13 protein-coding genes and 3 tRNA genes are annotated in these 12,504 nt (G+C 57.6%); 6 read left to right on the top strand and 10 right to left on the bottom strand.

The features are described 5' to 3' along the window. Positions 1-37 precede the first annotated feature (37 nt). Complete coding sequence (locus H9646_RS11505) at positions 38-355, top strand: I78 family peptidase inhibitor (protein WP_191723503.1); 318 nt, start codon at positions 38-40, stop codon at positions 353-355. Between the two features lie 116 nt (positions 356-471). Here H9646_RS11505 and hemW read toward each other — a convergent pair whose 3' ends face one another. The 4 genes from hemW to H9646_RS11485 all read right to left on the bottom strand — a co-directional run bounded on the left by hemW (position 472) and on the right by H9646_RS11485 (position 4,522). After that, positions 472-1,722 carry a radical SAM family heme chaperone HemW gene (gene hemW / locus H9646_RS11500; RefSeq protein WP_191723502.1) on the bottom strand — a complete coding sequence of 417 codons (1,251 nt, stop codon included), beginning with the start codon at positions 1,720-1,722 and terminating at the stop codon, positions 472-474. Between the two features lie 107 nt (positions 1,723-1,829). Then, positions 1,830-2,438, bottom strand: a complete 609-nt coding sequence (gene rdgB, locus H9646_RS11495) for an RdgB/HAM1 family non-canonical purine NTP pyrophosphatase (protein ID WP_191723501.1) — start codon at positions 2,436-2,438, stop codon at positions 1,830-1,832. A 153-nt stretch (positions 2,439-2,591) separates the two neighbouring features. Continuing rightward, complete coding sequence (locus H9646_RS11490; protein ID WP_191723500.1) at positions 2,592-3,512, bottom strand: PP2C family protein-serine/threonine phosphatase; 921 nt, start codon at positions 3,510-3,512, stop codon at positions 2,592-2,594. Then, positions 3,509-4,522 (bottom strand): serine/threonine protein kinase, encoded by a 1,014-nt coding sequence (locus H9646_RS11485; RefSeq protein ID WP_191723499.1) that lies wholly within the window; start codon positions 4,520-4,522, stop codon positions 3,509-3,511. Before H9646_RS11485 ends, H9646_RS11490 begins: the two co-directional genes overlap by 4 nt. A 90-nt stretch (positions 4,523-4,612) precedes the next feature. Between H9646_RS11485 and H9646_RS11480 the strand changes: the two genes are divergently transcribed. From H9646_RS11480 to H9646_RS11465, 4 genes are all read left to right on the top strand, one after another. Then, positions 4,613-5,506 carry a YicC/YloC family endoribonuclease gene (locus H9646_RS11480; RefSeq protein ID WP_287919942.1) on the top strand — a complete coding sequence of 298 codons (894 nt, stop codon included), beginning with the start codon at positions 4,613-4,615 and terminating at the stop codon, positions 5,504-5,506. 70 nt (positions 5,507-5,576) lie between these two features. After that, positions 5,577-6,197, top strand: a complete 621-nt coding sequence (gmk, locus tag H9646_RS11475) for a guanylate kinase (protein ID WP_191723497.1) — start codon at positions 5,577-5,579, stop codon at positions 6,195-6,197. Between the two features lie 18 nt (positions 6,198-6,215). Continuing rightward, positions 6,216-6,419 (top strand): DNA-directed RNA polymerase subunit omega, encoded by a 204-nt coding sequence (rpoZ, locus tag H9646_RS11470; protein WP_191723496.1) that lies wholly within the window; start codon positions 6,216-6,218, stop codon positions 6,417-6,419. A gap of 110 nt (positions 6,420-6,529) precedes the next feature. Next, the gene (locus H9646_RS11465; RefSeq protein ID WP_191723495.1) at positions 6,530-8,794 is read left to right on the top strand and encodes a RelA/SpoT family protein; all 2,265 of its coding nucleotides are present in this window, start codon (positions 6,530-6,532) and stop codon (positions 8,792-8,794) included. Between the two features lie 149 nt (positions 8,795-8,943). Here the strand turns inward: H9646_RS11465 and greB are convergent, their stop codons facing one another. From greB to H9646_RS18440, 6 genes are all read right to left on the bottom strand, one after another. Further along, positions 8,944-9,513 (bottom strand): transcription elongation factor GreB, encoded by a 570-nt coding sequence (greB, locus tag H9646_RS11460; protein WP_191723494.1) that lies wholly within the window; start codon positions 9,511-9,513, stop codon positions 8,944-8,946. Between the two features lie 91 nt (positions 9,514-9,604). Then, positions 9,605-9,681: transfer RNA gene (locus tag H9646_RS11455), tRNA-Arg, on the bottom strand. A gap of 151 nt (positions 9,682-9,832) precedes the next feature. Then, positions 9,833-9,909, bottom strand: a tRNA-Arg gene (locus tag H9646_RS11450). Positions 9,910-9,911: 2 nt separating this feature from the next. Beyond that, positions 9,912-10,001, bottom strand: a tRNA-Ser gene (locus tag H9646_RS11445). Positions 10,002-10,062: 61 nt separating this feature from the next. After that, positions 10,063-11,379 carry a serine--tRNA ligase gene (gene serS / locus H9646_RS11440; RefSeq protein WP_191723493.1) on the bottom strand — a complete coding sequence of 439 codons (1,317 nt, stop codon included), beginning with the start codon at positions 11,377-11,379 and terminating at the stop codon, positions 10,063-10,065. Positions 11,380-11,389: 10 nt separating this feature from the next. Beyond that, a complete protein-coding gene (locus H9646_RS18440) occupies positions 11,390-11,539 on the bottom strand; it encodes a hypothetical protein (protein WP_225214144.1) in 150 nt (49 codons plus the stop codon). On the opposite strand from H9646_RS18440, the gene H9646_RS11435 reads away from it, so the two are divergent. Continuing rightward, entirely contained in the window at positions 11,538-12,206 is a 669-nt protein-coding gene (locus tag H9646_RS11435; protein WP_191723492.1) for a CBS domain-containing protein, read from the top strand. The two genes, H9646_RS18440 and H9646_RS11435, sit on opposite strands and share 2 nt — an antisense overlap. The last annotated feature ends 298 nt before the right edge of the window (positions 12,207-12,504 follow it).

The raw sequence follows: 12,504 nt of genomic DNA, 5'->3' as shown, positions 1-12,504 counted from the left end.
GCTGGCAGTTACACATCTGAAAATCAGGAGTTCAACCATGCGTTTTTCACTGCCAACCTTGACCCTGGCTGCCGTCGCTGCACTGGCAGCAGGCTGCACCACCACACCGTCTGGCACTGACTCTGGCACCACCCCTGCACCGCGCCCCGTACAGCGCTGCGACCAAGCCGCCGCGCAATGGGCCGTTGGCAAGACAAACACAGAGCACAACGTCAATGAAGCACGCAAGCGTGCAGGTGCCTATATGGCCCGCGTGCTGCGCCCCGGTCAGGTGACCACACGTGAGTTCAATGCAGAGCGCCTGAACCTTGAAATCGATGCCACAGGCCGCATCATTGCCGCACGCTGCGGCTAAGCCGTTCTTTTGATAGCTGTCTGCGCTTGGCTAACAGACACTTGGCTATCAAACATAGCTAAAAACTAGAAAGCACCCGCGCAGGGTGCTTTCTTTTTTGCAGCAGCGTAAAGGAATTACGCCTCGCCGAGAAACAGCTCCTGCAAATCGTTCAGAAAATCAAAGCCCAGCTCCGTAGGTGTGACGTGCGACGCGCTGCGAGTAATGAGCCCCTTTTTCTCGGCTGTATCGAGCGCTGCACGGATGGAGCTGATCGGCAGCCCCGTGCGATCCAGGTAGTCTTGAATGGCAAAGCCACCGCGCAGACGCAGCGCGTTGAGCATGTATTCAAACGGCAAGTCCTTGCGGCGCACATCTTCATCGCTGGCCAGTGCATGACCAGCCAAGGCCGCGTCCATGTAGCGCTGCGGATCACGCAGCTTCACCTGCCGCACCACGCGGTGCGCAAAACTCAGCTTGCCATGCGCACCTGCGCCAATGCCCAGATAGTCACCAAACTGCCAGTAGTTGGTGTTGTGAAAGCACTGGTGGCCGTCGCGCGCATAGGCCGAGATTTCATAGCGCTGCATGCCATGTGCACCCGTCATGGCGGTGATGCAGTCCAGCATGTCGTAGGCCGCGTCGTCTTCCGGGATAACTGGCGGAAACTTGGCAAAGTAGGTATTGGGCTCAATCGTCAGGTGGTAGATCGAGATGTGCGGAGGCTTGAAGCTCAGCGCCGTCTCCAGATCCTTGACCAGATCCGCCTGCGTTTGCCCCGGCAGGGCATACATGATGTCGAGGTTGAAGGTCTCAAACGATGCGGCGGCCTCTTGCACGGCAGCCCGCGCCTGCTCACCGTTGTGCACACGCCCCAGAGCGGACAGAAAACGGTCATCAAAGCTTTGCACGCCAATTGACAGACGTGTGACCCCCGCATGGCGAAAGGCCTTGAAACGGTCTTTCTCAAACGTGCCCGGGTTGGCCTCCATGGTGATTTCGCAGTCAGGCTCCATGCGCAGGCGCGCGCGCAGGCCGCTGATCAGGCGATCAATGCTCTCAGGGCTGAACAAACTGGGCGTGCCACCACCAATGAACACACTGTGTACAGTGCGCCCCCAGATCAGGGGCAGACTGGCTTCCAGATCCGCCATCAGCGCGTCAATGTAGCGCTGCTCGGGCACGCCACCTTCGCTGCCCGCGCGCTGCTCGTGCGAGTTGAAGTCGCAGTACGGGCACTTTTTCAAGCACCAGGGCAAGTGCACATACAGCGACAGCGGCGGCAACGCAGGCAGCCCCAGCGTGCCCGCACGCATGTAGTGCTGCACGTCTTTGGGGGCTTGGCCCAGTTGCGGCTCAGCACCGGCAGAAACAATAGGAATAGTCATGGCATTCAAAAATCGAAGCTTGCTCCGGCCTCACCTGTGACAACCAGCGGATGCCGAGCAAGGGCCGCCTCACCCGGATCAGCCAGAGCAAAAAGGCGCATAGCGCCTCAGGAGGCACTCAACCAGGTGGTGCGCAGCAGCTCCATCATGGCGCGCGTGCTGCGGCCACGGTGGCTGTGGTCGTTTTTGAACTCGGGCGCCATTTCTGCAAAGGTTTTACCCAGTTCAGGAATGATCAGCACGGGGTCAAAGCCAAAGCCATTGCTGCCACGGCGCTGTGTGGCAATTTCTACGCTCACGCGGCCCACGGCAATCAAGGGTTCGGGGTCCTTGGGTGAACGCACACCCACCAGGGTGCTCACCATTGCTGCTTTGCGATTGGCATGGGGGGCCAGATTCTCCAGCAGGCAGGTGACGTTGTTGTCATCGCTTTTTTCGTAGCCGTAGTGCGTGCAGTAGTAAGCGGTATCCACACCCGGCAGCCCACCAAAGGCATCCACGCACAGACCGGCATCGTCGGCAATCGCTGGCAGACCGGTTTTCTCAGCCGCAAACCGCGCCTTGCTCAGTGCGTTTTCTACAAAAGTGCCATACGGCTCAGGCGCTTCGCCGTCAAACAAGTCTGCTTGGCAGACCAGCTGCACGCCCAGAGGAGCGAACATGGATTGCAATTCGGCCAGCTTGCCGCGGTTGTTAGAAGCAAGAACAATTTTCATGGGTGAAATCTGGCAATAACGCTGACGCATCAAACGTTAATAGCTATTTATTTAGATGATTGCGCAAAGACCAAACCGTCTTGGGTGGCGCAAAACAGGGGCCAAGTGTGCGCCAAAGCGCAAGTCCACATAGGCTGCTGCAGTGCAAGCGGCTCAGGCTTTGCTGGCAGCAGAGCGGCGGATGGCGGCGTTGATTTCGGCAATATTGCGCTCGATCTCGTCTTCGTCCAGCGGATCATCCAGGGCATCCAGCTCATGCGAAGACTGAATGGTTGATGCAAACAGCTCACTGATCGATGCCGTATCGGTACGCACGTCACCGGCACTTTGCACGTCATCGGGCATCTCCCACTCCAGCGCCAAAGCGGTGACGTTGTCGCTCTTGTCGCCGGTAATTTGCAAAGCCGACTCCACCAAGGCAGGAATCGCCTGCGCTACAGGCAACGAGGCAAGCCCGTGCAGCAGTGCAGGCTCTTTCAGCGCACCCCACAAGCCATCCGAGCACAGCAGCAACCGGTCACCACTGCGCAGAATGTGGGGACCACTCACATCAAAAATGGGCTTGCCACTCGCCCCCAGACATGTAAACAGCACATTGCGATTGAGCAGTTTCTGCGCCAGCCGCACCGGCATGGCTGTATTGCGCTCCATCTCCATATAGGAATGATCGCGCGTGCGCGCCAGCAGTTGCCCCTGGCGCACCCAGTACAAACGGGAGTCGCCGCAATGCAGCCACGTGGCAGCACCGTTTTGCACGACACAAGCCACCACCGTCGTTCGGGGGGCATCAGGCATGCGCTTGAGCTTGGCGTAGCGCTGAATCTGCTGGTGTGCCGTCAGCACAGCACGGCTGAGAAAATCTGAAGGATCCGCCAACGCAGAGGTTGCCTCGCGTTGAAATTGCGCCGCAATGCTTTGCAGCGCCAGTTGCGCGGCCACTTCACCTTCGGCATGGCCACCCATGCCATCAGCCAGCAGGAACAAAGCCGCTTCTCGGGTGTAGCAGTAGCCCATGCGGTCTTCATTGACGGCACGCGCGCCCCTGCGGCTGAGCTGGAAAACAGAAAACTTCATGGAGCCTTCACACGGACGGAGGTTTCCGCTGCAGACTGGGTTTTGCGGCCTTCGCCAATCAATGCATCCAGCTGCAAGCGCACCCTTTCAGACACGCTGAGCGGCGTGTAGCGGCGTTCAGGTTCGTGACTCAAGGCTTTGTGAAAAGCAAACACCGACTGCGGACGCGCCATGGGATCGAGCTCCATGGCCCATTGCACCAGCTCCAGCAAGTTATCGGAGTACACGCCGCGCAAACGCGCCAGCGCCACGGCCAGACGATCTTTGTCACGGCGGCTGGGTACGTCCGCAGGGGGCTGGCCTGTCATGCAGGCAAACATGCAGGCACCGACTGCGTAAATATCGGTCCAGGGGCCCATGCTGCCATTGCGCTTGTACATCTCAGGTGCTGCAAAACCCGGGGTATACATCGGGCGAATGAAGTTGCCCTCTTTGTTGAGCACTTCACGGGCAGCACCAAAATCGATCATGACGGCACGGTCTTCATCGGTGATGAAAATATTGGCGGGCTTGATATCCAGATGCAGCATCTTGTGCTGATGCACGATGCGCAGCCCACGCAGCACTTCATCAAACAGCGAGCGAATCGAAGATTCGCGCAGCACCTTGGCATGGCGCTGACCACGTGCAATCACTACGTACTCCTGCAGCGAAGCACCGCGCAGGAAATTCATGACCATGTAAACCGTTTCGTTTTCGCGAAAGAAATTGAGCACACTCACCACAGATGCGTGGGAGATCTGCGTCAGGGCTCGCCCTTCTTCAAAAAAACTTTTCAGTCCCAGGCGATAGAGCGACAGTTTTTCTTGCGAGACTTTGGGAATCAGCTCACCGGCAGTGCGCGTGACCAGCGCCGCTGGCAGGTATTCCTTGATGGCAACCTCTTGCCCCTGTGCATCGTTGGCCAGATAGACCACCCCGAAACCTCCGGATGCGAGCTTGCGCACCACACGGTAATCGCCAATGAGCGTATCGGGTGGCAGGGGGGCTGGCTTGATCCTGGGAGACATTTTGTTCAGGTAAACCTCAAGGTCGAAGCGGAAACTGGATAATCACCAAATTGCAAGTAACCAAAGATAAGTCCAATGCCAGTTTACAGCATGACCGGATACGCCAGTGTGCAGCACGCACCGGCATCTGCTGAGGACAACGCCTCTGCACAAAACGTGCGTTTAGGGCTTGAAATCCGCGCAGTTAACAGCCGTTTTTTGGACCTCACCTTTCGCCTGCCTGATGAACTGCGCAGCCAAGAGCCCGCCCTGCGCGCCTTGCTGAGCAACCGCCTCAAGCGCGGCAAAGTCGAAGTGCGCGCCGCCATTGATGTGGATGCGTCAGCCTCCTTGCCCCAGCCCACACCGGCATTGCTGCAGCGCATGCAGTCCGTACAAGACATGGTGCAGGCATGGCTGCCCGATGCCAAAGGCTTGTCAGTCTCTGACGCGCTGCGTCTGGCAGGCAGCGGCAACGCCGTCCAGGTCGACTGGCACGAAGTAGTCCCCAATCTGGCCGATGCCGCCGTCACTGAGTTGATGGATGCGCGTGCCCGTGAAGGCAAGCGGCTGGCAGACATGCTCAAAGACCGTTTGCATCAGCTGCGTGAACTGGCTGCGCAAGCAACGCCTCTGGTGCCCCAGCTGGTTGAGCAGCAGCGCCAGCGTTTTCTGGAGCGCTGGCAAGAAGCCATGGGCCTGACCGAAGGCCAGGTTGCCCCGGAGGCAGCCCGTGACCGAGCACTGTCAGAGGCCACTGCATTTGCCATTCGCATCGACGTTGCCGAAGAAGTCACACGCCTTGACTCCCACCTTGACGAGGTGGAACGCCTGCTCAAAAAAGGCGGCGAAATCGGCAAGCGACTGGATTTCCTGATCCAGGAAATGCACCGCGAAGCCAATACCCTGGGCTCGAAATCTGCCGCCCTGGACCTGACACGCATCAGCGTGGACATGAAGGTACTGATCGAGCAAATGCGCGAGCAAGTTCAAAATATCGAATAACCACCGTTAAAACCACAGGGCGCGCAAGCGCCCTTTTTGCAAGGTCGCCACAAGCACCCGAGTTTTTCTTATGCAACATCCTGGAAACCTCTTTGTCGTCGCAGCTCCCAGCGGAGCCGGTAAATCCAGCCTGGTCAAGGCCCTGCGCTCATTTGATGCGCGTGTCTATCCGTCTGTCTCTCACACTACCCGCGCGCCCCGTGGTCAAGAAAAGCATGGTCGGGAGTATTTCTTCGCCTCCGAGCAAGAATTTGACGCCATGGTGGCCAACAGCGCCTTTATCGAATGGGCCAATGTCCACGGCAAGCGCTACGGCACCTCCAAAAAAGGCATTCAAGACCGCCTGAGCACTGGTGAAGACGTGCTGCTGGAGATTGACTACCAAGGCGCACTGCAAGTGCGCGAGTCATTTCCTCAGGCGGTACTGATTTTCGTCTTGCCCCCAAGCTGGGATGAGTTGCGTGCTCGCCTGGAAAATCGCGGCGAAGATGCGCCTGATGTGATTGCGCTGCGCATGAAAAATGCCGAAGTAGAGATGGCGCAAGTAGGTAAATTCGACTTCGTTATAATCAACGAGTTATTTGAGAGCGCACTGTTTGACCTGAAGGCGATCATTCACGCCCAGCGTCTGAAGTACGTATCACAGCGCCGCTTGCGCGCCGACGTGTTCGAATCGCTCAACCTTTCCTGAATTCCCCCGGAGTACCTAATGGCACGCATCACTGTTGAAGATTGCCTGGAGCAAATCCCTAACCGCTTCCAGCTTGTGCTGGCGGCAACTTACCGCGCACGCATGCTGAGCCAGGGCCACACCCCCAAGGTGGAATGCAACAACAAGCCCGCCGTGACTGCACTGCGTGAAATCGCAGAAGGCAAAGTGGGCCTGGAAATGCTGAAAAAAGTTCCAGGTTAAGTTCTGGCTTATTTCAAAATCTGTCTCACTGGACAGACAATAGAAGCACCGTATCGCGGTGCTTTTTTTTTACTATGTCCATCCCCGCTTTCCCGCGATACATTTAGGGTATGAACGCGGCTTTCACTTCCAAAACAGACGACACCCCCCGAATTTCGCCAGACGCCTCGCTAGATGCGCGTCTGGAAGCTGCTGCTCGCATCTCTGCTGCGCACTTTGAGCGCATGCTGGACTATCTCTCTTACTTGCCAGCTGCAGACATTGAGCAGGTAAGACAAGCTTGGCAATACGCTGACAAGGCGCACACCAACCAGTGGCGCAGCAGCGGTGACCCCTACATCACCCACCCGATTGCCGTCACCACCATCTGCGCGCACTGGAAGCTGGATGCCCCGGCACTGATGGCGGCTTTGCTGCACGATGCCATGGAAGACTGTGGCATCACCAAACAGGATCTGGCCGAGCGGTTCAGCCCCGTCGTGGCAGATTTGGTCGATGGACTGACCAAACTGGACAAGCTGCACTTCAACACCCGCGAAGAAAATCAGGCCGAGTCTTTCCGAAAAATGCTGCTGGCCATGGCCAAGGATGTACGCGTCATCCTGATCAAGCTGGCAGACCGCACCCACAATATGCGCACCATGGGCGATATGCCGCGCAGCAAGTGGGGGCGCATTGCTTCGGAAACTCAGGAGATCTTTGCACCAATTGCACACCGCCTGGGTTTGAACCAGACCTACCGCGAGCTGCAGGATCTGTCCTTTCGCTACCAGAACCCCTGGCGCTACAGCACGCTGGAAAAGGCCATTACCAAATCGCGCGCACGCCGCCACGATCTGGTGCAGCGCGTGCAAAACGAAATTGCCGCAGAGTTTGACCGCGTCAGCATGACCGCCCGCCTGGCAGGGCGCGAAAGCACGCTGTACTCGCTCTACCAGAAGATGATTCGCCACCACCTGACATTTGCGCAGGTCACTGACATCTACGGCTTTCGCATCATTGTTCCCACCGTCACAGACTGCTATACCGCTCTGGGCATCCTGCACCAGATGTACAAGCCAGTACCGGGTAAGTTCAAGGACCACATCGCAATTGCCAAGAGCAATGGCTACCAGTCGCTGCACACCATGCTGGTGGGCCCCTCGGGCGTGAACATCGAGTTTCAGATTCGCACCGAGCCCATGCACATCGTGGCCGAGGCAGGCATTGCCGCCCACTGGCTGTACAAATCACAGGGCAAGCAAGACGCACTCAACACCAAGTGGCTGCAGTCGTTGCTGGACATTCAAACCGAAACCAACGACGCCACCGAGTTCTGGGACAACGTCAAGGTGGATCTGTTCCCAGACTCCATCTACGTGTTCACACCCAAGAGCAAGATCATGGCCATGCCACGTGGAGCCACCGTGGTGGACTTCGCTTATGCCATCCACAGCAATGTTGGCCACCACACCGTCTCTGCCTTGATCAACGGTGAAGCTGCCTCGCTGCGCACTGAGCTCAAGAGCGGCGATGTGGTGCAGATCATCACGGACGACAACGCCAACCCCAACCCTGTGTGGCTGAGCTTTGTCAAAACCGGGCGGGCTCGCTCCAAAATCCGCAATTACCTCAAAACTGCAGCGCACAGCGAGTCCACAGAACTGGGCGCGACCCTGCTCACGCAAGCGCTGCGCGAAGAAGGTATTGCCTCCATTCCCGAGAACGACGATGCCAATCAAGCCCTCTGGGATGAAGTACTGCGCAAAACCAGCAGCCCCAGCCGCGAAGATTTGCTCACCGACATCGGCATGGGCCGCCAAGCTGCAAGCTGGGTTGCACGCCATTTCATGACACTGCTGTCCAGCCAAGGCCAGCGCCCTGACGCTTTGCTGCTGACCCAGGAGCGCTTTGCCAGCAAGAACAAGCTGACGCAAAGCACCGTGGCGCTGGATGGCAGCAGCAACGCATCCGTGCGTTACGCCCCATGCTGCCGCCCCGTGCCTGGTGACGCTGTGGTGGCCTACCTTGGCCGTGGTGATGGATTGCATGTGCATCGCGCCCAGTGCGTCAACGCCAAGCGTCTGCAGGCCACCGACAGCGAACGCATCGTGCCCGTCGAATGGGCGGAAGACAGCAACCAGAAGCTGTACGACAGCGGCATCAGCGTCACCATCCATAACCAAAAAGGCGTGCTGGCACGCGTGGCCAGCGAGCTGGCAGAGGCCAATGTGGACATCCGCCGCCTGGAGATGGACGACGAAGCGGCCATGCAGACCACCGAGCTGCGCTTTGTAGTGTCTGTGCATGACCAGCAGCAGCTGGACGCCGCCTTGCGCAGCTTGCGCCGCGTGCCCACCGTGGTGCGTGCTGCGCGCATACTGCCGCAGGAATAAGAGCGTTTCTCACAAAAAATGCGGCCTGTCAGCCGCATTTTTTGTTTGTATAGTTTTAAAAGTGAGCTGCTTTCGCTTATCAATCAACAGTTTCAATGCGTTTTATATTTGAAACCATTACTGAGCAAGCGCTAGCAGCTCATTTTTTATTAACTCTCTGCTTGAGGCGCCGGGTAACTCACATCCAGCACTTCCAGCGTGCGCACGCCAGCAGGGGTTGGCAGTGGCACCTCATCGCCAATTTTTGACTTCAGCAGCACACGCGCTACCGGAGCAATCCAGCTGACCTCGGCTTTGCTGCTGTCTGCCTCATCAATCCCTTTGATGGTGATGGTGCGCTCTACGCCTTCATCGTCTGCGTAGGTGACGGTGGCACCAAAAAACACCTGCTCACTGCCGTAATGCACCGAAGGGTTGACCACCTCGGCAATCTCCAGACGCTTGGTCAAAAACCGGATGCGGCGGTCAATTTCGCGCAGACGTTTCTTGCCGTACAGGTAATCTCCGTTTTCCGAGCGATCGCCGTTGCTGGCCGCCCAGTGCACGATCTCGACAATCTTGGGCCGCTCGTTATCAATCAGCTCCAGCAGCTCTGCTTTGAGCGTCTGGTAGCCGTGCGGCGTCATATAGTTTTTGCTGCCCTTGGGAAGGGCGGGCAAGCTGGGCAGCTCGTCATCATCGTCCTGCCCATCGGTTTCCTTGGTGAAAGCCTTGTTCATAGACTGAATCTTCACACAAAAGCAGCGCTGCAAAAATTTGCAATGCAGAAACCAAAAAGTCCTGACACCTTTCGGTATCAGGACTTCAAATTGGTGCGGCTGGCAGGAATTGAACCCACGACCCCTTGGTTCGTAGCCAAGTACTCTATCCAACTGAGCTACAGCCGCTAAGCATTCGATTATAAGATAAGTAATTACCCTAGGATCGAAGTTTGCTAAATTTCTTTAGCCAAAAGTTTGTTGTTTCATGACGCTGAAAAAACAAAGCTTTCATAAATAGACAAAAACCCCAGAAACTTTCATTTCTGGGGTTTGAATCTGGTGCGGCTGGCAGGAATTGAACCCACGACCCCTTGGTTCGTAGCCAAGTACTCTATCCAACTGAGCTACAGCCGCTATGGCGGAGAGGGTGGGATTCGAACCCACGGTAGTATTGCTACTACGCCTGATTTCGAGTCAGGTACATTCGACCACTCTGCCACCTCTCCGCAGTGTCGAAGCTGCAATTGTAGCAGTGTTTTCACACCCTCAATGCAAACCCTCAGCTTTTTAAGCTTGCAGGCGTTCGATGCCGCCCATGTAGGGGCGCAGTGCCTCAGGCACGATCACCGAGCCATCGGCTTGCTGGTAATTTTCCAGCACGGCCACCAGACAACGGCCCACAGCCAGGCCAGAGCCATTCAAGGTGTGCACAAACTCGTTCTTGCCCTTGGCATTCTTGAAGCGCGCTTGCATGCGGCGTGCCTGGAAGGCTTCGCAGTTGGAGATGGAGCTGATTTCGCGGTACTTGCCTTGACCGGGCAGCCACACTTCCAGGTCATAGGTCTTGGTTGCACCAAAGCCCATGTCTCCCGTGCACAGACTCATGACGCGGTAAGGCAGGCCCAGCTTTTGCAAAATGGCTTCAGCGTGGCCGGTCATTTCCTCCAGCACTTCATAGCTCTTTTCAGGGTGCACGATTTGCACCATCTCCACCTTGTCGAACTGGTGCTGACGGATCATGCCGCGCGTGTCACGGCCATAGCTGCCGGCTTCTGAACGGAAGCAAGGGGTGTGTGCAGTCAGTTTGATAGGCAGCTCTGCCTCTGGCACAACCACATCACGCATGAAGTTGGTCAGTGGCACTTCGGAGGTCGGAATCAGGTACAGCGCCTGGTTGTCTGGCACGGGTTCGCTGTCTTGGCCGCCCTTTTTGGCTGCAAACAGATCGCCTTCAAACTTGGGCAGCTGGCCGGTGCCGCGCAGCGAATCGGCATTCACCGCATAAGGCACATAGCACTCGGTGTAACCGTGCTCACCGGTTTGCACGTCCAGCATGAACTGCGCAAGGGCTCGGTGCATGCGGGCAATACCGCCCTTCATGACGGTAAAGCGCGAGCCCGAGAGCTTGACGCCCATGTCGAAGTCCAGCCCCAGCGGGGTGCCCACATCGACGTGGTCTTTGACTTCAAAGTCGTACTGCTTGGGTGTGCCCCAGCTGCGCACCACCACGTTGTCGTCTTCACCGGCGCCTACTGGCACGCTGTCGTGTGGCAGGTTGGGTACGGCCTGGAGCATGGCTTCCAGTTCGGCCTTGATTTGCTCCAGACGCGCGTCCGAGGCTTCCAGCTCGGTCTTGGAAGCGGCAACCTGGGCCTTGGCCGCTTCTGCGCCTTCTTTGTCGCCCTTGCCCATCAGCATGCCAATTTGCTTGGACAGCTGGTTGCGCTGGGCTTGCAGCTCCTCCGTGCGGGTCTGCAGCGTCTTGCGCTCAGATTCCAGCGACTGAAAGGCCTCCACATTCAGGAACGCCTGAGGCTTTTTACGGGTTTCCAGGCGCGCAATGGCCAAGGAGAGGTCTTTACGGAGAAGAAGAATGTCTAGCATGGTGGCAATTTTAATGGGGCGGGCCCATCTCAGGGGCAGGCACCGCAATCAATCCACCATTGTGCGGCAGTTGATGTTCAGTTGCAGGCTTTGCTGCCGATAGATAAGACAGACCCCTGTCAATGCGCACCCAGCGCACAACCCGAGGAGATTTGCGCATGTTCTATGTCTTTGGCATCAACGGCCCCATGTACCAAGGCGGGCCTGATCGCCTGAGCCACATCACCGCCGTACGCGGCGTGCAGCGCCCCAGTGGCTTGCGTGCCAGCGCTTCGGAGGTGGAGTCGCAAGAAGCACAGGTGCGCAACGCTGAGCCCAAGCTTTCACTTTCTGCCCGCGCCCAAGGCGCGGTATCGGCCTATCTGGGCACTGAGCAAGGCCCCAAGGAAGAGCGCCGCCAGCTCTACGTGGTGCGCGATGTGATGACGCGCGGTGCCGTCACCGTGACACCGGGCATCTTGGTAGAGCAGGCATGGCAGGTGCTGGCCGTCAAAAAGATTGCGCAAGCCCCGGTGCTGGATACGCAGGGCCGCGTGATTGGTTTGCTGCTGCGCGCCGACATGGCACCGCTGGCTTTGCTGCCCGAGCCAGGTGCCGTGCGCGAGGCCATCGCCATGGCCAAGCGGCCCGTGTCCGAGGTGATGATCACCCCCGTGCCCGCTGTGGCCGAAACCACCGATCTGCGCCGCGTGGCCCATGTGCTGCTGGATACCGGCCTGCCCGGCTTGCCGGTGACCGACGACCTGGGCCACCTGAGTGGCTTTATCAGCCGCACCGATATTCTGCGCGCCGTTGCCAGCGATCCACCGCTGGACCTGTGGGGCTAAATGGGGCGATACGTTGAGGCCCGCTGTCTCTGCATCTGCCTCTGCATCTGCCTCTGCATCAGACTCTGATGCGGCCTTGCTTGGTCTCCACCGCCCATCAGCGGTGTGCAAGCTTGTCTGAACGGTTTGCAATCGCTCGCAATCCAAGCTGAAAACAAAAAAAAATAGCACCTAGCGCAGGTATCTCAAGCACTTCAGATACAAAACATACTGAAGTGATTGATTACCAAGCGATAAGTGCTCATTTATTTATAAAGACTGATCCACTCTGCCAGTGCTGTTCTCACCGCTCTCGCCG

The organism is Comamonas avium (assembly GCF_014836675.1).
Lineage (GTDB): Bacteria > Pseudomonadota > Gammaproteobacteria > Burkholderiales > Burkholderiaceae_C > Comamonas > Comamonas avium.
The sequence above is the reverse complement of the archived record's forward strand: the minus strand, read 5'-3'. Positions and strand labels throughout refer to the sequence as shown.

Bases quoted from the DNA above. Each gene is read 5' to 3' on its own strand.
- H9646_RS11505 (WP_191723503.1), top strand. From the start codon at position 38: ATGCGTTTTTCACTGCCAACCTTGACCCTGGCTGCCGTCGCTGCACTG.
- hemW (WP_191723502.1), bottom strand. From the start codon at position 1,722: ATGACTATTCCTATTGTTTCTGCCGGTGCTGAGCCGCAACTGGGCCAA.
- rdgB (WP_191723501.1), bottom strand. From the start codon at position 2,438: ATGAAAATTGTTCTTGCTTCTAACAACCGCGGCAAGCTGGCCGAATTG.
- H9646_RS11490 (WP_191723500.1), bottom strand. From the start codon at position 3,512: ATGAAGTTTTCTGTTTTCCAGCTCAGCCGCAGGGGCGCGCGTGCCGTC.
- H9646_RS11485 (WP_191723499.1), bottom strand. From the start codon at position 4,522: ATGTCTCCCAGGATCAAGCCAGCCCCCCTGCCACCCGATACGCTCATT.
- H9646_RS11480 (WP_287919942.1), top strand. From the start codon at position 4,613: ATGACCGGATACGCCAGTGTGCAGCACGCACCGGCATCTGCTGAGGAC.
- gmk (WP_191723497.1), top strand. From the start codon at position 5,577: ATGCAACATCCTGGAAACCTCTTTGTCGTCGCAGCTCCCAGCGGAGCC.
- rpoZ (WP_191723496.1), top strand. From the start codon at position 6,216: ATGGCACGCATCACTGTTGAAGATTGCCTGGAGCAAATCCCTAACCGC.
- H9646_RS11465 (WP_191723495.1), top strand. From the start codon at position 6,530: ATGAACGCGGCTTTCACTTCCAAAACAGACGACACCCCCCGAATTTCG.
- greB (WP_191723494.1), bottom strand. From the start codon at position 9,513: ATGAACAAGGCTTTCACCAAGGAAACCGATGGGCAGGACGATGATGAC.
- serS (WP_191723493.1), bottom strand. From the start codon at position 11,379: ATGCTAGACATTCTTCTTCTCCGTAAAGACCTCTCCTTGGCCATTGCG.
- H9646_RS11435 (WP_191723492.1), top strand. From the start codon at position 11,538: ATGTTCTATGTCTTTGGCATCAACGGCCCCATGTACCAAGGCGGGCCT.
- H9646_RS18440 (WP_225214144.1), bottom strand. From the start codon at position 11,539: ATGCGCAAATCTCCTCGGGTTGTGCGCTGGGTGCGCATTGACAGGGGT.